The 22,572-nt window shown below is 54.3% G+C and carries 35 protein-coding genes and 1 tRNA gene; 19 read left to right on the top strand and 17 right to left on the bottom strand.

Annotated features, from left to right (window positions below; translation table 11 throughout):
• Positions 1-204 precede the first annotated feature (204 nt).
• Both LB462_RS19285 and LB462_RS19280 read left to right on the top strand, forming a co-directional pair.
• Positions 205-1,122, top strand: a complete 918-nt coding sequence (locus tag LB462_RS19285) for a glycosyltransferase family 2 protein (protein ID WP_224511315.1) — start codon at positions 205-207, stop codon at positions 1,120-1,122.
• Entirely contained in the window at positions 1,115-1,924 is an 810-nt protein-coding gene (locus LB462_RS19280) for a glycosyltransferase (protein WP_224511313.1), read from the top strand. Before LB462_RS19285 ends, LB462_RS19280 begins: the two co-directional genes overlap by 8 nt.
• A gap of 1 nt (position 1,925) precedes the next feature.
• Here LB462_RS19280 and LB462_RS19275 read toward each other — a convergent pair whose 3' ends face one another.
• From LB462_RS19275 to LB462_RS19265, 3 genes are all read right to left on the bottom strand, one after another.
• Positions 1,926-3,341 carry a phosphomannomutase gene (locus LB462_RS19275; protein WP_224511311.1) on the bottom strand — a complete coding sequence of 472 codons (1,416 nt, stop codon included), beginning with the start codon at positions 3,339-3,341 and terminating at the stop codon, positions 1,926-1,928.
• Between the two features lie 744 nt (positions 3,342-4,085).
• Positions 4,086-5,285 (bottom strand): tyrosine-type recombinase/integrase, encoded by a 1,200-nt coding sequence (locus LB462_RS19270; RefSeq protein WP_224511309.1) that lies wholly within the window; start codon positions 5,283-5,285, stop codon positions 4,086-4,088.
• Positions 5,285-5,749 (bottom strand): Arc family DNA-binding protein, encoded by a 465-nt coding sequence (locus LB462_RS19265; RefSeq protein ID WP_224511307.1) that lies wholly within the window; start codon positions 5,747-5,749, stop codon positions 5,285-5,287. The genes LB462_RS19270 and LB462_RS19265 overlap by 1 nt, the downstream gene beginning before the upstream one ends.
• Before the next feature lie 107 nt (positions 5,750-5,856).
• Here LB462_RS19265 and LB462_RS19260 point away from each other — a divergent pair, with 107 nt between their 5' ends.
• The 14 genes from LB462_RS19260 to LB462_RS19195 all read left to right on the top strand — a co-directional run bounded on the left by LB462_RS19260 (position 5,857) and on the right by LB462_RS19195 (position 12,133).
• Positions 5,857-6,045 carry a DNA-binding protein gene (locus LB462_RS19260; protein ID WP_224511305.1) on the top strand — a complete coding sequence of 63 codons (189 nt, stop codon included), beginning with the start codon at positions 5,857-5,859 and terminating at the stop codon, positions 6,043-6,045.
• Entirely contained in the window at positions 6,042-6,593 is a 552-nt protein-coding gene (locus LB462_RS19255; RefSeq protein ID WP_224511303.1) for a hypothetical protein, read from the top strand. Before LB462_RS19260 ends, LB462_RS19255 begins: the two co-directional genes overlap by 4 nt.
• Positions 6,590-6,805, top strand: a complete 216-nt coding sequence (locus tag LB462_RS19250) for a hypothetical protein (protein WP_224511302.1) — start codon at positions 6,590-6,592, stop codon at positions 6,803-6,805. The genes LB462_RS19255 and LB462_RS19250 overlap by 4 nt, the downstream gene beginning before the upstream one ends.
• 85 nt (positions 6,806-6,890) lie before the next feature.
• Positions 6,891-7,082, top strand: a complete 192-nt coding sequence (locus tag LB462_RS19245; RefSeq protein ID WP_224511300.1) for a hypothetical protein — start codon at positions 6,891-6,893, stop codon at positions 7,080-7,082.
• A gap of 471 nt (positions 7,083-7,553) precedes the next feature.
• Positions 7,554-7,967 carry a DUF6074 family protein gene (locus tag LB462_RS19240; RefSeq protein WP_224511298.1) on the top strand — a complete coding sequence of 138 codons (414 nt, stop codon included), beginning with the start codon at positions 7,554-7,556 and terminating at the stop codon, positions 7,965-7,967.
• 111 nt (positions 7,968-8,078) lie between these two features.
• Positions 8,079-8,411: a hypothetical protein gene (locus LB462_RS19235; RefSeq protein ID WP_224511297.1), complete on the top strand. Its 333-nt coding sequence runs from the start codon at positions 8,079-8,081 to the stop codon at positions 8,409-8,411.
• Entirely contained in the window at positions 8,380-8,910 is a 531-nt protein-coding gene (locus LB462_RS19230) for a hypothetical protein (RefSeq protein WP_224511295.1), read from the top strand. The genes LB462_RS19235 and LB462_RS19230 overlap by 32 nt, the downstream gene beginning before the upstream one ends.
• Positions 8,910-9,512 carry an ATP-dependent Clp protease proteolytic subunit gene (locus tag LB462_RS19225; protein ID WP_224511293.1) on the top strand — a complete coding sequence of 201 codons (603 nt, stop codon included), beginning with the start codon at positions 8,910-8,912 and terminating at the stop codon, positions 9,510-9,512. Before LB462_RS19230 ends, LB462_RS19225 begins: the two co-directional genes overlap by 1 nt.
• On the top strand, positions 9,509-10,339 hold the full coding sequence (locus LB462_RS19220; RefSeq protein ID WP_224511290.1) for a hypothetical protein: 831 nt from the start codon (positions 9,509-9,511) through the stop codon (positions 10,337-10,339). The genes LB462_RS19225 and LB462_RS19220 overlap by 4 nt, the downstream gene beginning before the upstream one ends.
• A complete protein-coding gene (locus tag LB462_RS19215; protein ID WP_224511289.1) occupies positions 10,336-10,617 on the top strand; it encodes a hypothetical protein in 282 nt (93 codons plus the stop codon). The genes LB462_RS19220 and LB462_RS19215 overlap by 4 nt, the downstream gene beginning before the upstream one ends.
• Positions 10,617-10,982 (top strand): HNH endonuclease, encoded by a 366-nt coding sequence (locus LB462_RS19210; RefSeq protein ID WP_224511287.1) that lies wholly within the window; start codon positions 10,617-10,619, stop codon positions 10,980-10,982. Before LB462_RS19215 ends, LB462_RS19210 begins: the two co-directional genes overlap by 1 nt.
• The gene (locus LB462_RS19205) at positions 10,951-11,664 is read left to right on the top strand and encodes a hypothetical protein (protein ID WP_224511284.1); all 714 of its coding nucleotides are present in this window, start codon (positions 10,951-10,953) and stop codon (positions 11,662-11,664) included. Before LB462_RS19210 ends, LB462_RS19205 begins: the two co-directional genes overlap by 32 nt.
• 42 nt (positions 11,665-11,706) lie before the next feature.
• A complete protein-coding gene (locus tag LB462_RS19200; RefSeq protein ID WP_224511282.1) occupies positions 11,707-11,856 on the top strand; it encodes a hypothetical protein in 150 nt (49 codons plus the stop codon).
• Complete coding sequence (locus LB462_RS19195) at positions 11,849-12,133, top strand: hypothetical protein (RefSeq protein ID WP_224511280.1); 285 nt, start codon at positions 11,849-11,851, stop codon at positions 12,131-12,133. The genes LB462_RS19200 and LB462_RS19195 overlap by 8 nt, the downstream gene beginning before the upstream one ends.
• A gap of 4 nt (positions 12,134-12,137) precedes the next feature.
• On the opposite strand, the gene LB462_RS31590 is transcribed toward LB462_RS19195, so the two are convergent.
• The 3 genes from LB462_RS31590 to LB462_RS19180 all read right to left on the bottom strand — a co-directional run bounded on the left by LB462_RS31590 (position 12,138) and on the right by LB462_RS19180 (position 13,919).
• Positions 12,138-13,034: a HEPN domain-containing protein gene (locus LB462_RS31590; RefSeq protein ID WP_224511278.1), complete on the bottom strand. Its 897-nt coding sequence runs from the start codon at positions 13,032-13,034 to the stop codon at positions 12,138-12,140.
• Positions 13,035-13,099: 65 nt separating this feature from the next.
• A complete protein-coding gene (locus tag LB462_RS19185; protein ID WP_224511277.1) occupies positions 13,100-13,291 on the bottom strand; it encodes a hypothetical protein in 192 nt (63 codons plus the stop codon).
• Positions 13,292-13,307: 16 nt separating this feature from the next.
• Positions 13,308-13,919: a hypothetical protein gene (locus tag LB462_RS19180; RefSeq protein WP_224511275.1), complete on the bottom strand. Its 612-nt coding sequence runs from the start codon at positions 13,917-13,919 to the stop codon at positions 13,308-13,310.
• Positions 13,920-14,377: 458 nt separating this feature from the next.
• On the opposite strand from LB462_RS19180, the gene LB462_RS19175 reads away from it, so the two are divergent.
• The gene (locus LB462_RS19175; protein WP_224511272.1) at positions 14,378-14,812 is read left to right on the top strand and encodes a DUF3102 domain-containing protein; all 435 of its coding nucleotides are present in this window, start codon (positions 14,378-14,380) and stop codon (positions 14,810-14,812) included.
• 60 nt (positions 14,813-14,872) lie between these two features.
• Here LB462_RS19175 and LB462_RS19170 read toward each other — a convergent pair whose 3' ends face one another.
• The 11 genes from LB462_RS19170 to LB462_RS19120 form a co-directional block, all read right to left on the bottom strand.
• Positions 14,873-15,673, bottom strand: coding sequence for a hypothetical protein (locus LB462_RS19170; protein WP_224511270.1), 801 nt, complete (start codon positions 15,671-15,673; stop codon positions 14,873-14,875).
• Between the two features lie 256 nt (positions 15,674-15,929).
• Positions 15,930-16,604 (bottom strand): hypothetical protein, encoded by a 675-nt coding sequence (locus LB462_RS19165; protein ID WP_224511268.1) that lies wholly within the window; start codon positions 16,602-16,604, stop codon positions 15,930-15,932.
• Between the two features lie 65 nt (positions 16,605-16,669).
• Positions 16,670-17,437, bottom strand: coding sequence for a hypothetical protein (locus LB462_RS19160; RefSeq protein ID WP_224511267.1), 768 nt, complete (start codon positions 17,435-17,437; stop codon positions 16,670-16,672).
• Positions 17,434-17,943, bottom strand: a complete 510-nt coding sequence (locus LB462_RS19155) for a hypothetical protein (RefSeq protein ID WP_224511265.1) — start codon at positions 17,941-17,943, stop codon at positions 17,434-17,436. The genes LB462_RS19160 and LB462_RS19155 overlap by 4 nt, the downstream gene beginning before the upstream one ends.
• 131 nt (positions 17,944-18,074) lie before the next feature.
• On the bottom strand, positions 18,075-18,245 hold the full coding sequence (locus LB462_RS19150) for a hypothetical protein (RefSeq protein ID WP_224511262.1): 171 nt from the start codon (positions 18,243-18,245) through the stop codon (positions 18,075-18,077).
• Positions 18,242-18,448 carry a hypothetical protein gene (locus tag LB462_RS19145; RefSeq protein ID WP_224511260.1) on the bottom strand — a complete coding sequence of 69 codons (207 nt, stop codon included), beginning with the start codon at positions 18,446-18,448 and terminating at the stop codon, positions 18,242-18,244. The genes LB462_RS19150 and LB462_RS19145 overlap by 4 nt, the downstream gene beginning before the upstream one ends.
• A gap of 166 nt (positions 18,449-18,614) precedes the next feature.
• Complete coding sequence (locus LB462_RS19140) at positions 18,615-18,926, bottom strand: hypothetical protein (RefSeq protein ID WP_224511259.1); 312 nt, start codon at positions 18,924-18,926, stop codon at positions 18,615-18,617.
• Positions 18,927-18,946: 20 nt separating this feature from the next.
• The gene (locus LB462_RS19135; protein WP_224511257.1) at positions 18,947-19,447 is read right to left on the bottom strand and encodes a hypothetical protein; all 501 of its coding nucleotides are present in this window, start codon (positions 19,445-19,447) and stop codon (positions 18,947-18,949) included.
• A gap of 42 nt (positions 19,448-19,489) precedes the next feature.
• Entirely contained in the window at positions 19,490-19,708 is a 219-nt protein-coding gene (locus LB462_RS19130; RefSeq protein ID WP_224511254.1) for a hypothetical protein, read from the bottom strand.
• A gap of 191 nt (positions 19,709-19,899) precedes the next feature.
• A tRNA-Gln gene (locus LB462_RS19125) sits at positions 19,900-19,973 on the bottom strand.
• Positions 19,974-20,069: 96 nt separating this feature from the next.
• The gene (locus LB462_RS19120) at positions 20,070-20,825 is read right to left on the bottom strand and encodes an NIPSNAP family protein (RefSeq protein ID WP_224511252.1); all 756 of its coding nucleotides are present in this window, start codon (positions 20,823-20,825) and stop codon (positions 20,070-20,072) included.
• Positions 20,826-20,921: 96 nt separating this feature from the next.
• Here LB462_RS19120 and LB462_RS19115 point away from each other — a divergent pair, with 96 nt between their 5' ends.
• Together LB462_RS19115 and LB462_RS19110 are read left to right on the top strand one after the other, a co-directional pair.
• On the top strand, positions 20,922-21,530 hold the full coding sequence (locus LB462_RS19115; RefSeq protein ID WP_224511250.1) for a TetR/AcrR family transcriptional regulator: 609 nt from the start codon (positions 20,922-20,924) through the stop codon (positions 21,528-21,530).
• 90 nt (positions 21,531-21,620) lie between these two features.
• Positions 21,621-22,571, top strand: coding sequence for a DMT family transporter (locus LB462_RS19110; RefSeq protein ID WP_224511248.1), 951 nt, complete (start codon positions 21,621-21,623; stop codon positions 22,569-22,571).
• Position 22,572 lies beyond the last annotated feature (1 nt).

Raw genomic sequence — 22,572 nt, 5'->3', positions numbered from 1 at the left:
TAAGAGAACGCGGAAAATAATGTACTGGACAAACAGAACCGATTTCAGCACAAGCGCGGGATGCGGTTCGCTCATCTATGTGGCAGACATTTCGCGGCAATGCCTGGACAAGTCAACCGCACCGAGGGCTCAGTTCGTTTTGCTTCCAACAGATAACATTTTTTTGTAGCGCGATCGCACCAGATAGCGAATCATGGGTTTGAAATGCAAATTGAACGCCAGCCAGAAGTCAGCGGCATTATCGTCACTTACAATCCTGACCTCAAAGGCCTGAAATCGCTGCTCGATGCAATCGTTCCGCAACTCGGCCCGGTGATCATCGTTGACAATGGTTCGAAAGCCGATATCGGAACGTGGCTGCGTGAACAGGATGTCCATGTGGACCTTGTGACGCTCGGCGATAATCTGGGCATCGCCAAAGCGCAGAACGTCGGCATCGAACAGGCACGTGCGCATGGATCGGGATTTGTGCTGCTCCTTGATCAGGATAGTCTCCCCGCGCCCGACATGGTGGCGACGCTGCTGGCGGCTGCAAAAGCGCAGATGTCCGAGGGCGTGAATCTCGGATGTGTTGGCCCGCGATATCAAGACACCCGCCAGAACAACCCGCCGCCTTTTATCCGGACGAATGGCTTCCGGCTGGAGCGGCAGGCCTGCGCGACACCGGATGCCGTTGTGGATGTCGATTATCTGATCGCTTCAGGCTGTCTCATCCCGATGTCAACGCTCGATGACGTTGGTGGTATGCGGGAGGAATTGTTCATCGACTATGTGGATATCGAGTGGGGTCTGCGGGCGCAGCAGAAGGGTTATCGCTCCTTCGGGGTTTGCGCGGCGCTCATGAAGCATGACCTTGGCGACGAACCAATCTTGTTTCTCGGCAGACAAATTCCCGTTCATAGTCCGTTAAGGCATTATTACCATTTCAGAAATGCGGTTTGGCTCTACCGTCAGCCGTGGTTGCGGTTCAACTGGAAGGTCGTGGACGGGTCCCGCCTCCTGCGAAAGTATGTATTCTACAGTCTGATGACCGTGCCCCGGCTTCAGCATGCCAAGATGATGACAATCGGTATCTTTCACGGCCTTTTTGGCAAGATGGGAAAGAGGGTCGGCAATGGCTGAACCGCAGGATCTCGAGCTCACGGTCTGTATTGTCATCTTCAAACCCGACCGACCGACTGTTCTCAGGACATTGCAAAGCTTGCGGAATGCGCTTGGTAGCCTGCCGCCATTGCAAGTGAAACTCACCATCGTCGATAATTCCCCCACCGCTTCCGATCATGCCTGGCTCGTTGCCACGTGTGGCGATCTGCCTTGCGAAATCATTTCAGGCCAGGGCAATGTGGGATTTGGCCGAGCCAATAATCTGGTATTGGGCCATACGGGCAAATATCATCTGGTGCTCAATCCGGATGTCGAGATGGAGCAGGACGCGATCGAACAGGCACTGTCATTCATGCGTGACAACGCGGAATGTGGCCTACTTACCCCGCAGGCATTCAATCCCGACGGCAGCAAACAATACCTGTGCAAACGATATCCCACGCTGTTCGATCTTCTGCTGCGCGGGTTTGCGCCGAGCTGGCTTAAATCCTGGTTTCACAAGCGCCTCGACAGGTATGAGATGCATGACCAGCCGGCCAATTCCATCGCATGGGATCCGCCAATTGTCAGCGGCTGCTTCATGTTTTTCAGAGGCGACGTCTACACGAAATTGCAGGGGTTCGATCCGCGTTATTTGCTGTATTTCGAAGACTTCGACGTCTCGCTACGCACAGCGGAAATCGCGCGCATCGCCTATGTTCCAACAGTCAGGATCGTCCACGAAGGTGGACGCGCGGCTGACAAAGGCCTTTGGCATATTTGGCAATTTGTACGCTCAGCCGGGATTTTCTTCACGCAGCATACGATGAAAGTTTTCTGACCTAGCCTGAAACCAGTGTCTCCCGCGCCCGTTTCAAGCCCCACTGCAAAAGCTCCTCGGCCCGCTCGTCCGTTGCCGCTTCCGCATAGCAGCGCAATTCGGGTGCGTTGCCGGAGGCGCGATAGTGGACCACCTCGCCGGTCACAAGCACAACACGAACACCGTCGATAGTATCGTTTTCCTTGATCGTTCCGAGCTCCGCAAAAAAACTTTCCCGGTAATTATCGTCACTCAGATTTTGCAGGAAAGGTCCGCTCTGGCTCGCATCGACATGTTCGAGGCGGCCGCTGCGTGTAAATCGCGCTGGCAAACTATCGAGCAGCTTCGACAGCGCAATACCTTCTTTTGCCGCCGCGCCCAAGACAGCAAGGATGGGAAGCATCGCGTCGCGCGTCGGCAAGGCGTCGAGACGCCCGCCATCCGCGGTGACTTGCGAACCAAGCAGAACACCGCCATTGGCCTCGAAACCGACGACGCGCTGATGGCCGTCCTTGCTGGCCTGTTCCATGCCCTCAATGACGTATGGCGAGCCGACGCGTGTGCGATAAACCCTTGAAAACAGGCCGCTAAGTTCGATCGCCGTATTCGAGGTCACAGGGGTGACGACCGCATCGGCACGCAGAAAGTGCGCGGTCAGAAGGCCGACACTATCTCCGCGCAAAAACGCGCCCCGCTCGTCGGCAATGAGTGGCCGGTCGGCATCGCCGTCCGTGGAAACCAACGCGTCAAGCTTGTACTTCTTGGCAGCTGCATGGGCAAATTCGACGTCCTCCGGCCGCAACGCTTCCGTATCGACTGGCACGAAAACCTCTGAACGGGCGAGAGCAACCGCGTCCGCGCCGTAGTCTTGCAAGATGGTGACCATCAAATCGCGCGCGACCGAGCTATGCTGATAAACGCCTATCCGTAGTCCAGCCAAGGATTTTGGTGCAAGAAGAGAAGCGCAGCGCCTGATGTAGTTTTCCAGTGCTTCCGATGTGACCGGCAAAGGTTCAGGCGAGGATAGGAGTGCGGTCGTTTCTGCGTCGAGCGCGGCAAGGATGCCGGCCTCGTCGCCCTTGTCGATTTCACCATCGGGTCGATAGAACTTGAGCCCGTTGCGATCTGCCGGAATGTGGCTGCCTGTCACCATGATGGCTGGCACCTTCAGGCTCATCGCCCGGAAGGCCATCGCCGGCGTCGGTACCGGGCCGCAGTTTTCGACGGCCACGCCAAATTCCTGCGCTGCGGAAATGCAGGCTGCGGCCATCTGCGGGCTGCTTGATCGCAGGTCATATCCGACGAGCAGAACAGCGGGAGCTGCGTGAACGCTTTGCATATGTTTGAGAAACGCCAACGTATAGGCGCGGCAAACCTGATCCGGCAGTTCCGTTACGAGGCCGCGAAGCCCGCTTGTTCCAAACTTCAAACTTGTCATGGGAATATCATCATCGTTGGAATCCGGGACACCACTGCTGAGCGTAAACGTCGGCGTTGGGCTTTATCGCTCGTGTAACGCTTTTCACCGGGCGTGACAACGAGGGTGTGCAGATGTTCCGGGAGCGACAAACGCTCGATATCCGCTAGAGCGGACTGAAGCGCCAAAATCGTTTGCGAGAAATGATTAATTTTGCTGACTGAGGAACCTGGATTCGAACCAGGACTAACGGAGTCAGAGTGTTTAATCTGGCATTGTATTTGTTGGCATTTTCATCATCATGTCGCGCCTATGTTGCATTACGGAAGCCGCTCAATGCCCACATGAATAGAAAACCTACCACGAGTAGGATGCTGGGAGGTATCAGCGCGGCCCCGGCAGCCTCCCAAAGTTCTTGGACGCGGTTCGACGATTGTTCGACACTATAAAACCCCAACATAATAGGCGCCAACCGCTCAATTGCCTGCGTGTAGTTGCTTTCTTTAGGTGCAAAATATGTAATACCGGGTGCACCCTCCACTTCAATTTCGACTAACGTACCGTTGGCTTTTGCGTCCCTCGCAGTTCGCGCCTGATCGGAGGAATAAGTCCATGCGACATCTCCCTGGCCCTCGATAAAAGCATGTGGCGAAACATATGGGGAGCTTATCGAGGACCAATAGAAGAGCATGACAAGTACGATCCAAAAAAGTGTTCCCACCAACCAGAACCGAAATAGTCCACGCCTCCAATTAATGCGGCCAGTCATGAGGATGTCCCCAACAGTGCCAGCTCAGCTGCACGTAACGATTCAGCTTCATCCAATGCCGGAAATAAATGCCCATAGGTATCGTACGTCACTTGAATGCTAGAGTGGCCCATGCGGGCTTGCACAGCCTTAGGTGATAGCTCGAGTCCCCCGTCCGCCTTACTGTTGATGCACCATGATGCGAACCAATGCCGCAGCGCGTGAAGGCCGGTGTACTTTGCAGAAACTTTGGCTTGGCCATCCGCCCCAATGTGTTCCACGGTCACGCCTGCTTGTATCAGCGTCGGCCATAGTCCTCGCTTGATGATGTTCTGATGCCACTCAATGTTTCCCTCGCCATTCGGGAACACAAGCCTCAAGTCACCCTTGGGACAGGCAAGCTTCCACTCCTTGAGTGTATTTACGACCATCGGTGTGAGCGGTATCGTTCTCTGTCCGGCATCAGACTTTGGCATCCCGATCGTATGATAGGCGTCGGCACGTTGACGAACATGTATGACACCCTTCCCGAGATCGACGTCAGCCCATGACAAACCACGCAGTTCTGATGCGCGCATGCCAGTGAATATCGCAGTCACTAGGAAAGGGCGGTACCTGCCTCCAGCAGCCTCAAGGATCGCGCGTATCTCCGGCATGGTTGGAATATCTACTCCATACCGCAAACGAGCTTTCTGGCGCTTCTCTGCCTTGCTGGCGCCATTGCCGCGGCGTTTGGACATCTCATGCACCGCATTGCGAACAACGAGCCCACGCTCTTGTGCATCGGAAAGTATACTGCCGAGACTGACAGTCACGCGCTTGATCATAGCCGAAGATCGATCGTTTTCTCGCAACTCGTCCTGAAGAGCTCTCACTGCCGGTACGGTTATCTTGGAGAGTTTGACGGCGCCGATCATGGGTTTGATATGAAGATTAAGGTGCTGCCGGTATTGATCGACCGTGGACCGCTCTAACCCGGCCGAATCGCATTTGGCTAGCCATAAAGCGCCGGCCTCGGCAACCGTTACAGTAGCACTGTCGGCAACGTGGACGCCTTCCCGAACCTCTACCTTGGCAATGGATGAGAATTCATCAGCAAGCTTCTTGAGTTTGAACGTCTTCAGCCGGCGAATGCCCTTGATGTCGAGATAATCCACCACCCAGGCGGTCTTTTCCTCACCCTTGGCAGTTGTCCATGTACGCTTGCGGATTGACATTAGCGTTCCCAGGCCTCCTTGGGTACAGGTTCCGACGCGTCAGACGATAAGTCTATTTCAATCTGAGTTAAGCCTTCAGCCAGCACCCTAACGAAATCGGATATTTGGCTGTCAGTCAGCAAGGCTTCCCCGAGAGACTTGACAGTGATCGCCAATGTCCGATGTGACTCTCGCAGGCTCTGTAAGCTACGTTCTTGATTATTGACTGCCTCAAAGAGCCCGGCACGTTCCTCGTAGAGCCTCTCTACCTCTGCCTGGCTATCGCCAACGGCCCTTTCAAGTTTAGACATTTCGGCGTCTGTATTCACCCAAGCCCGCTGTGCTTCTTCGAATTTTTCAATGCGCCATACGATCTCTGCATTCATTGATCTGCCACGTCCATCGGCGTCGGACTTCACGCGATCACGTAGCCCCGGTGGAAACCGGAGCATGAAACCATCAGACTTGCTTCTGTTCTCAGCCATATGATGTCACTCCGATCATCATCATGTCCAATGGACATTTTTTCAGCTTGCGTCAATGATGTCCAATGGATATAACTAATATCGTTGGTTAACACGGAGACAACCTGATGAACGAAAATAACGACGATATGGAATTAGTTTGGGGCTTATCGGCCATCGCGAAGATCATCGGCCGGACGGTGCGCCAAACGCACTACATGCTCTCAAACGGGCTGCTGCCAGCCAAGCAGATCGGCAATCGTTGGGTCGCAGAACGCGGCAAACTGATCCGCTTTTTCATGGAGGATGCAGCATGATCCAGACAAGCAGAAGGCCCGGCCAGGACTGCCATCCTGCCGAGCCATGGTTCTCAAACATTCCGTGGGAGGAAAATTCAATGAACGAGACAGCTAATACCACGGTTGCCGCCAAAGGGGCAACCGCCATGAACCGCCGCTGGTTTCTTGCCAGCGCTCCTGTTGCCGCAGCGGCTCTGTCAATTCCGGCCGTTGCCATAGCTGCTACGTCCGCACCGGCGTTCAATACCGAAGAATGGCTGGAAACGGCGGATCCTATCGACGTTGCGGCCTATCACATCAAGAAGATCTGTAAGTCGATGAAACGTGCCAATCCAGGTCACTACTATTGGCATGTCGATCCAGAATTAAGGTTTGTATTAGCTACGGAGACTGATCCGCAGGCTCGGCTCAAGTTCCACATCGAAGGTGTGAAGCAGGCCATGCAAGAAATAGATCCGACAATTAAGCGGTGGGATGATGGCTACAGATACCCTTCCAGGCCAGAATTGCGGAATCGCTTCTTGCTGACGGCGTACAATTACGATCCAAAGGCGGTGCAGTCATGATCAGCGTCACCGATACAGATATTGATCGCTCCTACACGATCCTTGCCCTGGTAGGCGTTTGCCGAGCCGCGTCTCAGTACATGGAGGATCAGAGCGGGAACAACTCAACCCTTAGCGGACACCTCACGTCGACACTTCGGCATGTGCAGGAATTGAGCTATCAAACTCATGATCTGCTGGAAAAAATCCAACGACAGGAGGCCAAGCCATGAGATTGGTCAAAGCCATCCTCCGGCTCCTGTATGAAAGCGTTCTTCTCGCATGGGCTCGGGCACTCCAACGGCGCGGGGTGCGGCCATGAGCGATCTCACTCCCCCAGAACACGAGCATTCCGACATCGTGGAACAGGCTGACCGCTGGTATGCCACGACGCCACGTGATTTCAACACACCCGGTGTAGTGCTGCTACGCGAGCGTTTCGGTCTGACTGCGCTCCAGGCTTGTGAAGCGCTAAAGATGGCTCAGCTGATCCGTGCGAGGTCGGTATGAAGGCTTACCCCACCAAAACGCTCAACGAAGCTGCCCAGCGGGTATTCGTTCCTTTGTCAGAGAAAGTAAGTTCGCCAAAGGAAACTTCCCTTGTCGCGAAACCCTGTCTGCCTCTGAGCTGGCCCAAGGAAACCAAAGCTCGAAAAGAGGCATTCGAAGCATGGCACGCAGTAGCAATGCAGGTATGCAACCAAGCCGGTCTGAGTTTCCGAGTCATGGCCGTTGTTGACCGTTTTATTCATTGGAACACGGGAACTTTCTGGGCGACCAACGAGACCATAGCCATGCGCGCCGGCAGATGCTCGGAGCGCACTATCAAGCGGGACATGGCAGCACTTTGCGCTCTTGGTCTATTCATTCCCGAGCGAGGATGGCGGCGATCCCGCAATGGAAAACTCGTTCGGTCTAGACTGATCCGACTGGCGATACCCAAAGATCTACCTCTCGAAACGTGGGTTCCTGGGACTATTCATGGTGACACCAGTTGTCCCTATGAATTACTGGTCGTCGCAAACGATCATGGTGACACCAGTTGTCCAATTCATGGTGACACCAGTTGTCCCTTCACCCTTGAAGATACCTATGAAGGTGGAGGCGATGATGCAGCTTGATCTTTTCACGTATCGCAAGCCAGCAACGATACACGCCTTCCCGCTTGATCGCAGACGCAAACTTGTCGGCGATGCGGCGGAAGCTCTCAATACCAAAAGCTACTCGCAGGGCAAGGCGCATTGGACACGCCTTGTAAGTCGGCTTTGGAAAGAAATGCATGCATCGGGACTCGATACCCAGATGATCGAAAGAGAGATTGCTGCATTTGGGGATGCTGTTTCCAGAGAAATCAATATTTGCCAGCATTACCGCGGGACGGACGGTGCCGCATGATGTCGATTGCTACGCCATGCGACCGCGTAGCGGGCGAAGAGAGGGGTTTGGGGCCTAAGGCCCCGAGACAGTCCGTCAGGACATCTTCTCTTGTCATAGCGGGAGGCGTCTATGTCGTCTCGGAAGCTTGACCACACACGACCGGCGAAAACGGCTGCGCAGCGTCAACGCGACCAGCGTGCTCGAAAGCGCGCCGGCGTCGACATATTCAGGCTTCGCTTGCCCCGCGAGATGATCCGCGACGGATTGGTTGAGATTGGAGAGTTGGCCGAGTGGGATGACGGAAATCCAGAAAAACTTGACCAGGCTTTGCACCGTTATGTCTACAACCATTTTCGCAGCGTCACGCGTGACCTTTTCTCGAATCCCGACCTGCTAAATTCCAATCATGAGATCAATCGGGACTCGGTCAATGCTGGCAAAGGTAAGCCAAAAACAGAATGAAACGGCTCACTTTCGGGCCGTTCTACAGCTTCCACCGCAGAGTGCAGAGCTTATAGCAGCCGAGGAATCTTATACCGTTGCCACCGGTGCACGGGTACAGATGGCCAAGCGTTTCGAGGATGCAAAGCTTCAGGCGAGCGTTGACGCTACCCTGAAGCGCAGAATCGCTACGGTAACTCCGGAACAGATCACCGCTATCCAAGATGAACTTCTCCAGGTCGTGGGAGCCGAGACATCCGCGAGGGCAGCCTTTGACACTGTGCATAGGGAATACTCAGAAGCAACCCGATCGGCGCTCAGGGACCACATAGCAGCATATGTCGAAGCAATCGCGCAAAAGGCGGCCGAGCTCGACGAATTGATTTCCGCCGGCGCAGCTTTGAGCGAACAGGCAACCCGGGCCCACATATCGTTGCGCAGTCCCGTTATCGCCACAAGCTCGCAGATGCAGAAGGCCTACCTGTCCCCGCTGATCAAACTGGTGCGGGGTTGGCTCTGATGTTTCTTGAACTCCTATCCCATAATGGCACGCTGGAGCCGACCGCCGAAGAAACGGCCGAGGCGTTAGATCGAGCAGCCATATATCGTAGCGGTCCGGATCACCTCGAGATTGTCGTCGACGGTTATATCAACCGCGAAATGTATGATCGGCTGAAACAGCAGATCGATGCCGCACCCTGCGCTCATTATCTCACCCTGATGATCAATTCCGACGGAGGTGAATGCGCTCCATCCATTGACCTGTACATCCTGCTTCGCAGACACCCAGCGCCCATCAAGGTAGCACTCTTGCAGTCTCGCTGCGAAAGCGCCGCGGTACTGATCGCTCTGGCTGCCGATCTACGAATTGCCCAGGCGGACACCAACATTCTGCTTCACCCCACATCGTATGAACTTCACAAGGGCAGCGTCCGATGGACTGCGAAAGATATTGAGGAGAAGGCAGCCGAACTACGCTCGATCGACGACGACTTCAACACGATCACCAGCCAGAGAACAGGCTGTGACGTCGCTATCATACAGCGAGAAAGCGAGACTGAGCAGCCCTCAACACTGGCCTGGTGTTTGGCAAACGGATTTGTCCACGAGGTGCAATCGTGAGCCTAAAGGATTTTCTGACCAAACACTATCCGACCGGCCTGACCGATAAGCTCGTCAATGGGGAGATCAAGCGCCTTGAGACCGAGGCCGATCGACTGGAATATGAGCATTGGGATTCTTCAGCACATACCGACGCGGCGAAGTTGCTCCGGAATGACATTGTGGTCTTACGTGAGGTTCGTGGCCGGCTAATCGCTGGTCAGTCTCCCTTGCCAGCATATAACGATCGTGACGAGGGTTATCGCAAGGGCGCGCTGGTAATCTCTTCAGGCGTTATCTGGCAGGCCACAAGGGACTTTCCAACGGGTGACCCGCGCTTGGGTAAAGGTTGGACAGTTCTCGTGGGAACACCGCCACCACCACCGGTCGCGATACCAGCCACGATCGATATGTCAGTCGACCTCACGAAAGGCAGGAAGTTCAAAACTGCTGAGGAGCTTGAAACCAAGGAATGGCTGACGGCCGTTGAGAAACGGGTAAAGGACGAGCTCGAGGCAATCAGCTTCACTGAGGAGCAACTGAAGCGAGCGCCCTCCATCCGATACCTGATGGTGCATTCCGCTGGTCAATCCGAGGCTATCCAGCGAGCTTTCAAGCAGAGAGACGCGACGATCGATAAGTTGGTGAAGCGGATCGACGAGCTCGAAGCCGGTGGCGTTCGATACCACGGTGTGTGGCAGGCAGCGCAGGAATACACCCGCGGCGCCTTAGTCACCTACGACGGCAGCATGTGGCACGCTAACGACACCACCCGCGAACAGCCCGGCAAGTCTAAAGCCTGGACCTTGGCAGTTAAAGCCGGTCGAGACGGAAAGGAATCCAAATGAGCACTTCTTTCCCCTCCATGGTAGAGGCGCGCGGGAGTATCCGGGAGCAAGCCTTGGCCCTCCCCGATCGAGATAGTGTGGAGTGCTATGAGTTCGAGGCCGTCCTTTGCGAGGATAACGCGACGGTCATGATCTATTGCTACACCGAGGGCCCGGTACTCACGGCATCCATCGATCTGTCGAAACCGATGTCTCCCATGGACTTCTTCGGTGATGCTTGGGCAGCAGAGTTCAGCCGTGGCTTCCTCCAGTTAGAAACCTCGGAGGTGCTGCACTGATGATCAAGATGCTCAAGCCCCAGGTTCGCACGCTCGCCCCACGACTTGGCTATACGCCCGGCGATAGCAAGGCCCGTGATCAGTATCGCGAGAACACCCAGCATTGGCGCAAGTGGTACCACTCAGCACGATGGCAGAAGCTGCGTATGCGCATCATCATCCGTGACAAGTACATATGCCAGCGCACCGGTGTGTTGCTCATCGGCAAGGCGAGAGCACCCGACAGTCCCGTAGTGGATCACATCGTAAGTCATAACGGTGATGAGAAGCTGTTCTGGGATGAGAGCAACCTGCAGACCGTCTCGAAAGGGTATCACGACAGCCAAAAGCAGCGTGAAGATCACCAGAAGGCGTTCTTCGCATGACCGGGGGGGCACGTCAGATATCCCAGAGGATGGTTTTGGCCGCACCCGCGTCCCCGGCATTGGCATATTTTCTGTTTTTGCGGGGAAAATTTCTATGACCCTGCCGGAACCTCCCAATGACCTGTCGCGCGGCGAACGCAAGATATTCCGCACCATGGTCAAACGCCTTGTAGAACGGGGGATTGACCCTGTTTCACGTGCTGGTCTTGTCGAGGACTATGCGAGAACCGAAGAGCGATTGAAGCACCTTCGAACATCCGAAAAACAGGCTGATTCCGCGTCGAAAATGGCAGTCACTCGCGCTGTGAATGTCGCAACGGCCGAACGTCGTCGTTTGCATGATGCCATGTTCCGCGGTGCTGGCAAGCCTGCCCCTATGCCGGTCGCTCAGCAAGCCGCTCAAGAACGCAGCGAAGCGGATGAGGCATGGCGCGATCGTCATTGGCAGCGGGTTCCGAATCCCTTGTCGCAGGAGGAATTAGGGAGACGCTACGGCCGGCCTCGCATGGCGGCGCTGCTATACCGCTCGATCGAAGAGGAGATAGGCACCAAGCGCATCCTGAAGAAATATGGGCACAAAATACCCAGCAGCGAATGGGATGCCCTGCGCGCCCAGTGTGGTGGTCGGCTCCAAAATGAGCGTCACGACACTTCAAACTTCACGAAGAGGAAAAGCGGCTGATGACCCAGAAATCTCAAACCCATTGCTGGTGATGTGACACGCTTGGACGGCGAACTGCAAATTACATTGCTTTTGCCGCACGGCCCAAACCCTTCCCAGGTTGTGGCATTTCCTGAAGCCCTTGAAGAAGTGCAGGACGGCATCATCGATCTGCCCTTCGAAGCACCACTGGAGCAAGCCGACCATGAGTAATATTGACTATTCGAAGTTGATTACAGCCGAGGACAAGGCGCGTGTTCTCATTCCCGATCGGGTGACACGCCGCCAGTTCCGCCTTCAACTCATAGATGCGGGCCTGATTGAACATGTCGAGGGGTGGATTGCCACTCAGGATGTTCGCACGCAAGCGGCCTACGTAGACAGCGGAACGTTCGTCCGGACTGACGAAATGCTCGTGCTAGGCTTTGACGCGCTCGGGTTTACGGAAGAGCAGGTCGACCAGTTCTTTACCGAGGCAGCGGGGCTTTAAAACGTTAGTGGTTGAGGGTGCTGAGATGCAGGACAAGGTACTTGCCTAGCAATGCCCGGGTGTTGTCCAACACCTGCTTGCTCGGATCACCATCGCCCTCGTGGAAGAATTTGTTTCGATACTTATAGAGTTTGCAAAACTCTTTTATGTCTGTGTGTTTGTGACTTGGGTTGAGGTTCGATGCGATTTCCTCGAACTGCTTCTGCAGTCTCTTCTTGCTATTCTTGGAGGTGTTCTTGATGAACCCTTCAAGCGCGGACCAAGCGGCAACAAACGCGAAAAGCGGATGGGTTTCACGCCGGAACGACTCAACGTACAGCAGGGCTACCCGCTTAAGATGGGTGTTTTTGGCGAGGGCTTTCGCGAGTGTCGCCGACCGCTTGATACCCGCAGCCGTCATCGGTTTGGCGAGACTCAGACGGGCCACCCCGAAGTGAAAGCTTGATGAGTAGATCTCTCGCTGGTCATCTAGTAACACTACCGCCGTTCCGACATGCTCGGTCTGGCCGTCGGCGCCATCTGCGTGGCCCAGTTTAAGCGCAGCAAGGGTACAATCAGTCAAGTGCGCGAATATCGCTGTCACATCTGCTTTATCGACAGCGTCAAGTGTGAAATCCACGTCGCCTACGGCGCGGCGGTTCCGAAGGTCGGGCTGTTCGATCTCCGTAGTCCCGTCAAATACGGCGAAAACACCGCCTGGCTTCCGATCTGCCAACCGGCTGGCGAGTTCTTGGTCCAAGGCCTGTTCGGGGGACATACCCGGTTCCGATCCTGTGAAGGCCGTTAGAACCAGTTTGGAAAGCGCCGCCGCGTGGTCGATACGAAGAAGAGCGTCGTCGGGCCTCTCCGTCACATAAGCCTTTAGTTCTGGGCTTGCAGATACGATGATTTCGGCATCCACGCCGTCCTCGAGTTTGCTCGCGCCTAAAAGTTTGTGCAGTGACAGATATCGGGCTCTCATGCACCTCAGATCCTGACCGGAATGTTCAATGCGGTCGCCTTTAGTACGATAAGCTTTTCAACATCTTCAATCTCTATCGCGTTTTGATAGTGCTTGTACTTGAGAGCGGCTGCGCGAGCGTCGAAAGGCATGGCGCTTTTCGGAAGCAACGCAAGGTCCCGGTCGATTTCTGCTTCTAGCAACTCTAGATCTGTCATTGTGTCATTGGACTCCTTATTGGAGGAAATGCGCTAGTCGATCCTTCCATCCATCTGAGTGCACAATCCGCGCTTGATGGTGGTTGCCATTGATGACCTGGGCTTTTGACAGTTGTGAAACTGCCTGCCAATCTTGGCCGAAAGCATAGATGGCATTATCCACGCGTACGCTTTCTAACACGACGCTGCCAAATCTTTCGAACTCATAAGCTAGGTAGTCGCCAAACCCTCCGGCGCCAACATAGATCCGATCCGGATTGTAAGCGCGAATGGTGTCTTGACGATCCTTGATCACCTTTTGCATAGCCTCAGAGGTGCGCCGCAGCGCCAACTCCATGTGCGGGCGCAAAACCTCCCAAGGATACTGACCAGGAGGTAACAATCGCCAGTTGACGCGCTCAACGGCGGGTACGTCGAAATCCTCCATGTTGTCTGCGACGAGCTCACATTCCCGAAACAACTCTAGGAACAGATTGATTACGTGCTTGATGTGATCAGTGGCTTCGGGATTTTTCGCCATCGTCGGAGAAACGAGGAAAGTTTGTCCACCACGCTCAGCAATTGTGAGTTCGACCGCCGGAGGTTGAATAAGTTCCTTGGGGTAACACAATCGACTGATGTCTCGCATCTCTTCGTGTTCTTCATAATCCCCACGGCCGGACCACTGCTTCCACTTCCAAGAGACCGTCCGTATATATCTCATCTCCTTTGGCAGATCCCGTCTTATCCGCCACCTTCCCTCTGAATTATATTTTGAAATACGTCCCGATATTCTTGGAAGCAAGGAATGTCCTTCCCCTGCGTTCTCATCGAAGCCGGCTCGTCGAAGACTCTCTGCTCTGTTTACTGAGATGTTGACTACTACCCGAATTTGCGCCCCATCGGGTATATGTCGAATGTAGTTATCAATATTTAGAACTCGTGTTCGATTTATATGCATAATTTCCCCCAGAACTGCGAGATTAGTCTGGTTGCACTGCGAGTCAATCCCGCCGATCTTGTTGATACGGCGAAACTCTTAAGTCAACGCTTAACAAATGTTCCTCCCGATGCTATTAGTGTCCATCCTCAAACCAGGGTGCTCCCATGTTGACTGAGATCGAGATTGAAGACGTCGGCACATACCGGCTTCCCAATATGTGGCAAACCCGAAGATTAAGCAGAATGCCGCGCCACAACCGGCGGATAGCGCCTCTGGCTATGGGACTGGGCTTGTCGTATCAGCAGTTCAGGGGATTGACCCCCGAACAGCAAGAAGCCACGCAGCGGGCTTATATGGCGCTCACGTCACCAGCCAATATCGACCCGATTGAACAGCCCCGCGACGCCAATGTCCGGACAGTCGCTTTCCGGCCTCGAATTCACCGCACTGACGAGGAGAAGGTCGAGATCGGCCAATACCTTCTGCAGGTCAAGAAATCGCTTCCACGTGGCCATTTCGGGCCATGGGTGGAGAATGAAGCCGGGATATCTTCTGCAACTGCGCGGTTGTGCATGCGCCTCGCAAAGGAGGCCGCGTAGTGGCCAAGGGCAAGCTCGACAGCATGCTGCCTGTCTATCGCGGACGAACGTAGACGGTTTTTATGGCGTCTCATCACAGCCCGCGTACTTGTAGACGTTTTGCGGCAGCACGAGCTCGTCATCAGTGGGTTTGAAATCTTTGGCCAATTTGGCTACGACCCCGCCGTATGGCTTCCCGTGCATGGTAGAATAGCGCTCCGTTTGGTAAACATTTTGCCGAATTGTAGGCAACACAATCCACTGCTTCCCCTCAACTTCGATAGGGAGGTAAGCATCGGAAACTTCTCCTGAGTTCATGGTGTCGAACGCGAGCCGACAGATCACCGCGCCGTTGGAGCATGTACCGCGAGCACTGGCGGTCCAGGCTAACACATTGTCCTTATACCCTGTGAGGAGAGCTTCTCCGTCGAGAACTCCGCCTTTGAACTGAAGGACTTGGTAACTGCCAGGCGATTGCTCATCTGACCGAAAGGTTCGCTTTTCAATAGCGCACTCACTTGCCCCCGGCCTTAAACTACTGCATCGCTCGTATCTCTTTCCCGACGGGAAGATAGTCATTTTTTCCTCTGTGCGGACTAACAACTCCTGAGATGTCGTTGTTTCTGGGTCCATGTCATCGCCCCCGCACCTCAGATCTAGAATGACCGCCTCGACGCCCTTGATTTTCTGCTGCTTGGTTATTTTGCAGAAGGTTTCCCAGCCTTTCGCTTCAGTGGATGTGAAAGTCATGATTGAATCGTTGCTCTCGCACGACGTTCCGCCTTCCCACACAAACGAGTCGTGCCACCACTCCTTCGCGGATGTTTCGCACACATTCGCAAACAACAATGTAATTCCCACAGCGCAGGTAATAAGCCTCATATCCCGTCCCCCCAAGCAATCATCATAAGAGTCCCTGTCCGAGATAGAAACACGGCCGAAAGTCCAATGCCAACTTCTCAAATTGGATACTGCTCATGTTGGTCTTCCGGCCGCATTTGCGGACCAGAAAGCAAGCAGGCTGGATAGCCCTAAATCCGGCCATATCGAGTCACCTAGCGCGATGGAAACAATCGGCGTGGCCAGACAGCCGTAACGAGAAAACGCCCCACAGCGGGGCTGCTTGGCAAATCGAACTTTAGGTCACTGAATCCAAATAACCTACGAAATCGCCTCCCACTGGTTCCTGATATTCCCAACTGGAGGGAGGTTCACGCAGATAGTCTACTTTCACGGTTATTTCGGCGTCGGGCACGAAGAATGGAGCATATTCTTCCGGGCCGTTCCTAGCATCAAGCGCGAGTTTGCCGATGGCTCCATCTTTGGAGATCAACGCGGGATAGAATAGTTTTCCCCGGGAACAAATCCAGGCACGACGGTAAACATCCAAGATCTTTGACAGAAAGTTGCTCCACCAAACATCCGAGGCCGCGTGATACGCCTGCGCGTGTAGAAATTCAGAGAGCTTTTCAGCGCCCTTGCGCAGTTCAAGAGTGACCGGTGTGTAGTAGAAATCGAACTGTCCTCCCTCATGGAACTCGAAATGCAGATGTTGTATCTCGTCACTTCCAAATATCCGCTCCAGTTCAAGCCATTGATGGGTCGTTTTCCAGGCTCGCGGAACTGATCTCGCGTATGCTTTCTGGGCATTAAGATATAGGTCCTGCCTAGATTCCAGAAAAAACCTGAGTTCAAGGGCCGCATAGAAGAGGCTCTCTGGTGTTCTCTCTTGAAGTCTTTCCTTGGCTCTATCCAGATAGTCGGCAGGATGGGTTCCATATATCTGCCCTCGTTGAGTTCTGTCATCGGGCATAATTTCCTCCAGCGATCGAGAACGCTCTCAGTGCAGAGTATCGCTAAATTGAGTGCCCCGACCAATCATTCCGTTGCAATCGACACGTCAGGAACACAAAGCGAGAAAAACTTTGGATCTTTGAAGTAGGTCTTCGCGGCCGTGTTTATGTCGTTGCAAAGGGAAACCGCATCGCGAAAATCAATGCGGACGAGCCTATAACATTCTCGAATCAAATCCTCGAGCTCTTTAGATTTTATCCCAAAGAGCGCTCTAAGTTCTGGTAGTATAACTGTTGTGGCCATACCAGTCGAAGGATCGACAACAGAGTGAGGGGCGAGCACGTCCTGCAAAGCGCTCCTTCGATCGTTGTAGAATTGAAAACTCAGCGCAGTCGACTCATAGCGTAGTGAAAGCATCGTTGCGCGATCGATAAGATCGGCTCGCCCTGCGCGAATGAACATCTCAAAATCCTTGCTTTCAAATTTAGGATGCACTGAAGGACCGCCAATCGCTGGCTTCACTAATTGCCAAAGTGGGTGGTGGAGTTCCTGATCCGCATTCGCTTGGCGCAACGAATTATGAATGTACAAAAGATTTGTGTAGTAACCATTCGTAATTTCCTGGAGCTTCAGCATCGTGCGAATCGTAGTGGTTTTTTCAAGCTCGGTTCGCTCCGCGGCGGCCAGCGCCCTTGCATGCCGCTGTACATTGATGCCGAGCAGCCAAGATATCACTCCTCCCAACAGAACACCCCCAAATCCTGCTACCAACGTAGCTGTATCTGAGCTTGGTACTTCAATGATGATGGCTGGGTTTAGAGCCGTACTGAGTTCCTTTGCCAGATCAATCATTGTGGAGGGTTTAAGGCATATGTGATCATGTTTAAATCCTTCTGCACGTCGTACATTTGACAGGCTAGATCAGCGATTTCTTCAGGTGTGACAACGTTCAGGTAGACAGAAGTTGCTTGCTTGTTGCGTCTATACTCTACACTCAAGGCTTGAGTAATATACCCATCGTCGGCTTGCAATATTCCCAAAGCGAGAGCGTCATGCACGGCTCGGTGCCGCGCGTTTCGCAATTCTACATATCGACTGACGGCATCGCGCGCCTGATTCCTCAAATGAAGCTCAGGAATCAATGATAAGCGTTGCTCAATGAACTGAATTGTAGATCCACTCCAATTGCGTAGCTTGTGGGCGGTGTCGCCAGGCGGCAGTTGGTCTGGGGAGCCGTCAAACGGGATACGCGAGCATAGCGATATCAATTCATCTTCAGCATGCGCAGACTGCATTGCTAAATGACCGATCGGCCCGATGAAAGGAGCTCGATAGATATCGACTGGCGGAAATTTCATGAGTTCCTCACTTCCCCGCCTGCAAAATTGCAGAGCCCGAGATCGCCGTCAATATCACCTTAGGGGCGTCGAGAAAGCCTTATCAAAGATCCTATCCAGCGCGCTGCAACTTCACGGATACAGAGGTTCTCTCACAGCCTGAAGTCATCCTCCTGGGCCGGTACGGCAAGCTTGCAGGAGCTTTCGGGAATGAGGGTCACCACAACCTCTCCAATCGTGATCTCAACCCTGCATCCGGCTTTCGCGGCACCTTTGGCGATTGCTTCGATCTGGCGTTGAGATATCTTCAATCGGCTCGTCATTTGCCCGAGCTCCGCTTGCATCTATCCATCATCTCGCGAATGCCTTCCCTAGTCACGAAGTCCTTTCGCGCGATCTGGATGATTTCAAGGTTGCCCTTTGCTGCCTCGGTGCGCAGGGAGGATGGTGTGAGCAGGCCACGGAATATCTCATCGCAGGCTTCCTGAAGCGTCATCAAGCCAAGATCATTGGGACCGTCCGTCAAAGGTAGCCCTTCCCCTTGCTTTCGATGGGCGTGAGGCCATGACCTTCTATATCGCCTGGCAAAATATACAAACTACCGTCTGGGCCGAGCTTGATGACGACGTTCTGTTCCTTTGCCACCTTAGATGCAGCACGTAGCTGACTGGTTGACCAAATAAGAGGCTTCGTCATGACTCCGGAAACTCTATCGGGGCCAAGCCCTGCAAGGCGCGCAGCTTATTCGCGGTGGAAATCGACAAGCTCGTCCATATATCGGCGATACCATCTGCAGCTTCGATGAGATCGTTGTCCACGTCATGCTGATCCATTTCATCCAAGATGCGATCAAATGTGGATGCGCCTTGCTCGACTACCCGGTGAAGGCGCAGCACCTGGACATCATTGAGTTGCGGAAGCTCAAGCGTGGCAGCCACGTCTTCGGCTATACGTGTTGCGAACTCAGCTTGCTCTTGAAGTGTTGACGTCCAGTCGATTGGCAACTTCCCCTCCGAGTTCGATTTCAGATCAGCCGAAGAAACATCCAACCTCCAATTGCGAGGCAAATAATCGCGGCCAACGTTACAAACGTGGCAAACCATCTGAAAAAATTGCCGATCCGATTCATCCATATTGAGCGTTTGGTATCTCGAACAAATGGACGCTCGTAGGAGTGCTCCTCGTTGGCCACCGCATCTGAATAGGCGAGTTGGCCGAAATACGCTAAGCCGGGTGCCATAACGGTAAAGAGCAGTGCAAGAAACAGCCAAAAAAGAATGGAATTGAACGTCTGAAGATTGGCCGGGTCTTGTGAAAGTTTCGCATAGTTTGCGGTGTAAAAGCCAAGCAAGGCAGCTACACCGCCTACCGCTGCCAGCGCAGGGGCCTTCATCCCAGCATTGGAAAAAGACAATACTTGATCGCTAAGGTTTTTCCGGTCCTGTAACCGAGAGTCAAAAGCCCGTTCAGCTAAGCGACGGCGCTCCGCCGCCTGTTCAACGGTTTCCGGTGCATTGCTGATCATTGCTGAACTCCGAAGAAGGGGGAAAGGCGATTACAAACTGCATCACGGCTTCTGCATGAGCCTCCAGACTCCGTCAGGGCCTTTTTCTACGCGAGCTTTGCCCTTGTAGAATTTGGCAATGCCATCCTTCCCTGCAACAATTCTCGTCGGGGAATATTTTGCTTCTTGGATAAGAACCGTCATCCCGGCCTTCGCCTCATCCATTCGTCCCGATTTGGCCAAGGCGATGACTTCGTCCAAATTCAACTTTTTTGGTGCCATTATGTTCCCCCACAATCAGCGCATCAAACCGATCAAACGAGATTACGTCAACCATGTCGCGTGGATTTGCCGTACTCACGAGAAAATCGTTGTAAATCAATGGTAGCGAGTTGCAACATGACGCAACATGAAATCCACCCAACGTTGATGGCGGTGTAGAGGTAAGATATTGATTTCACTATGGAAAAGTTTGGCTGGGGAACCTGGATTCGAACCAGGACTAACGGAGTCAGAGTCCGTGGGTCTACCGTTAACCTATTCCCCAAAAGAGCTGGCAGCATTGGCCGGTGCGGGTCGTCATATAGTTGAATTCCACCGATATGCAAACCCCTGATCTCAAGTTTTTTGGCAACCCGTCCGCCTATCTCAACAATGACCTCGCGGTTGGTGCGAGCCGCGCGATGATCGGCGGTGCTATCAGATAGGTTGCCAGCCGCGGTTGTACTGCCTGCCATGCCGGGTTGGCATCGAGCAAATCCCTGAATGCCGCTTGGTCACCGGCTGAATCGAAACGTGAGAAAACCACGACGACATTCTCTCCCAGGCGTACGGGCAAGCGTGTGAAGGTGTTCGGGCTGTGTTCGGAGGCGAAGGTTGCAATAGCGTGGTTGCCCGCGGCGCGCAGAAGGGGTGAAAGGACTTCGTCGTAGAAGGCGAGGAAGCCTTCGGCTGACGTTTTCAGCCCATACGTCGCAGCCTCTATGATTGCATGCGAAGGCTCTCCTGAAACACGTCCAGATCGCTCGTGCGGAAGGGAAAAACCGGCGTCACGGCCGACGGGGCGCAGCAGAAGAACATCGTCCGAGTCGATCATGGTATCGTTGGCCGCGTTGCGATGCGCGGCCCAGACAGGACCGTCATAGAAGGCAGTCAACGCGTGGTGGCGAGCCTGCATGTCATCAAAACCACGTAGCCAGACAAAGGCGTCGGGATCATCGATATCGCGAAGCTGGCCGATGATCTCCATGCCGCATAATTCCTGACTTTCCAGAAAATGCGTATCGAAGAGCGAAATCAAATCGTCACGCCGACCCGGATGCAATGTATAGCGGCGCAGTTCGACAATTGGACTATGGAGTTCACTGTCGAGTTTTTGCGCAATTTCGGCGGTGGCCACGAAGCGTTCCTCCAAAAACAAACCGGCTGTCCTGTTTTAATAAAACCGGTTGTCCTGTTTTGTCAATTTGTTATTTTAAGCGTTGAAAGGCTCATCATGACGCAAGACACCATTGAACGCCCCAGACGCATCAACAATCCGCAGGCTATGCGGACTCGCATTCTCGACGTCGCGGCCGATCTCTTCCAGCGAAACGGTTATAACGCGACCAGCGTCCATGATGTGGTGCGCGGCGCAGCGACGACCGGCGGCGCGCTGCATCATCATTTCGCGACGAAAAAGACCCTCGGCCTCGCTGTCATTGCCGAACGCGTGGCGAAGGAAGTGGACGAGACCGCGATCCAGCCCATCATGACCGCCACCTCCGCCGCTGCTGGCATTCATACGGTTTTTACTGGCGTGGCCGATACGCTGGAGCGCAACCGCGCGGTATCCGGCTGTCCGTTGAACAATCTGGCGCTAGAATTATCGCTGGCGGATACGGATTTTCGTGAAGCGGTTAATACTGTCTTCGACCGCTGGCGCTCGGCGCTCTCACTCAGATTGCGAGCCGACAGGCCGGATCTCGATGCGTCGCGGGCGCATGATCTTGCGACATTGGTGGTAGCGAGTTATTCCGGGGCCATGGCGATGGCCAAGGCGAGCCAGAGCGCCGAACCGCTGCGAGCATGCGCCAAACAGCTGGAAACCCTCTTGGGTTCATAAAGGTTTTCGATTTTCGTGCTTTTCGGCTGGATTGGCGGCGTAAAATAGCCCAAAGCAATCGAAAAAACATCTCGATTCAGGAAACGGCCCATGACCACCGCCCCGGCGCGCTTTTCCAGCGCGTCCATATCCTCGGCAGCACGCAGCGGCGTCCTGCTTATGCTCCTCGGTATGTTGATGTTCTCGCTCAATGACGTCATGGGCAAATGGCTCGTATCGACATATTCCGTAGGCCAGGTGGTTTTCATCCGCAGCATCGCAGCACTCGTCGTGCTTGCGCCATTTCTTTGGTTCAACGGACCAGCAAAGATCGTGCAGGGCGATCGACCCTGGCTGCAGGCAGCACGCGTTTTTCTTTCGACAGCTGAAGTTTTCGCCTTCTATTTCGCCGTTGTTTATCTGCCGCTCGCCGATGTCATGACCTACTGGCTGGCAGCACCGATCTACGTGGCGGCCGTCTCCCCTTTCGTGTTGAAGGAACCAGTAGGCTGGAGACGCTGGACCGCCATCATCGTCGGCTTTGTCGGCGTGGTGATTGCACTGGAGCCCTCGTCGCAGGCGCTGACCCCGCAGGCGATCATCTCCATTCTTGGCAGCATGTTCTTTGCATTCATGCTGCTGCTCGGACGTTCGCTTCGCGGCACCCCGGACACGACGCTGGTATTCTGGCAGATCGTCGGCGCCGGACTTGCGGGCCTGGTCGCTGTCAGCTTCGAGTGGACGCCGGTCAGCCTGCGCGACCTCGTTCTGCTGGCATTGCTTGGCGTTGTCGCCATGCTCGCGCACGTACTGGTAAACCGGGCGTTGAAGGTTGCCGATGCTGCGACCGTCGCGCCACTGCAATACACGATGCTTTTCTGGGCGATCGTCTTCGGCTGGCTGGTATTCGGAGATGTGCCGCGCATATCGATGCTTGTCGGCTCGGGCTTCATCATCGCGTCGGGGCTGTTCATCTTCTTCCGGGAACAGCAGCTGAAGCGTCAGGGAAGGATCAAGGCGCCTGCCGAGACCGTGGTCACGGGGTCGGGTGAAGCGCCTTGAT

This window comes from Phyllobacterium chamaecytisi (genome assembly GCF_020164455.1).
GTDB lineage: Bacteria > Pseudomonadota > Alphaproteobacteria > Rhizobiales > Rhizobiaceae > Phyllobacterium > Phyllobacterium chamaecytisi.
The sequence above is the reverse complement of the archived record's forward strand: the minus strand, read 5'-3'. Positions and strand labels throughout refer to the sequence as shown.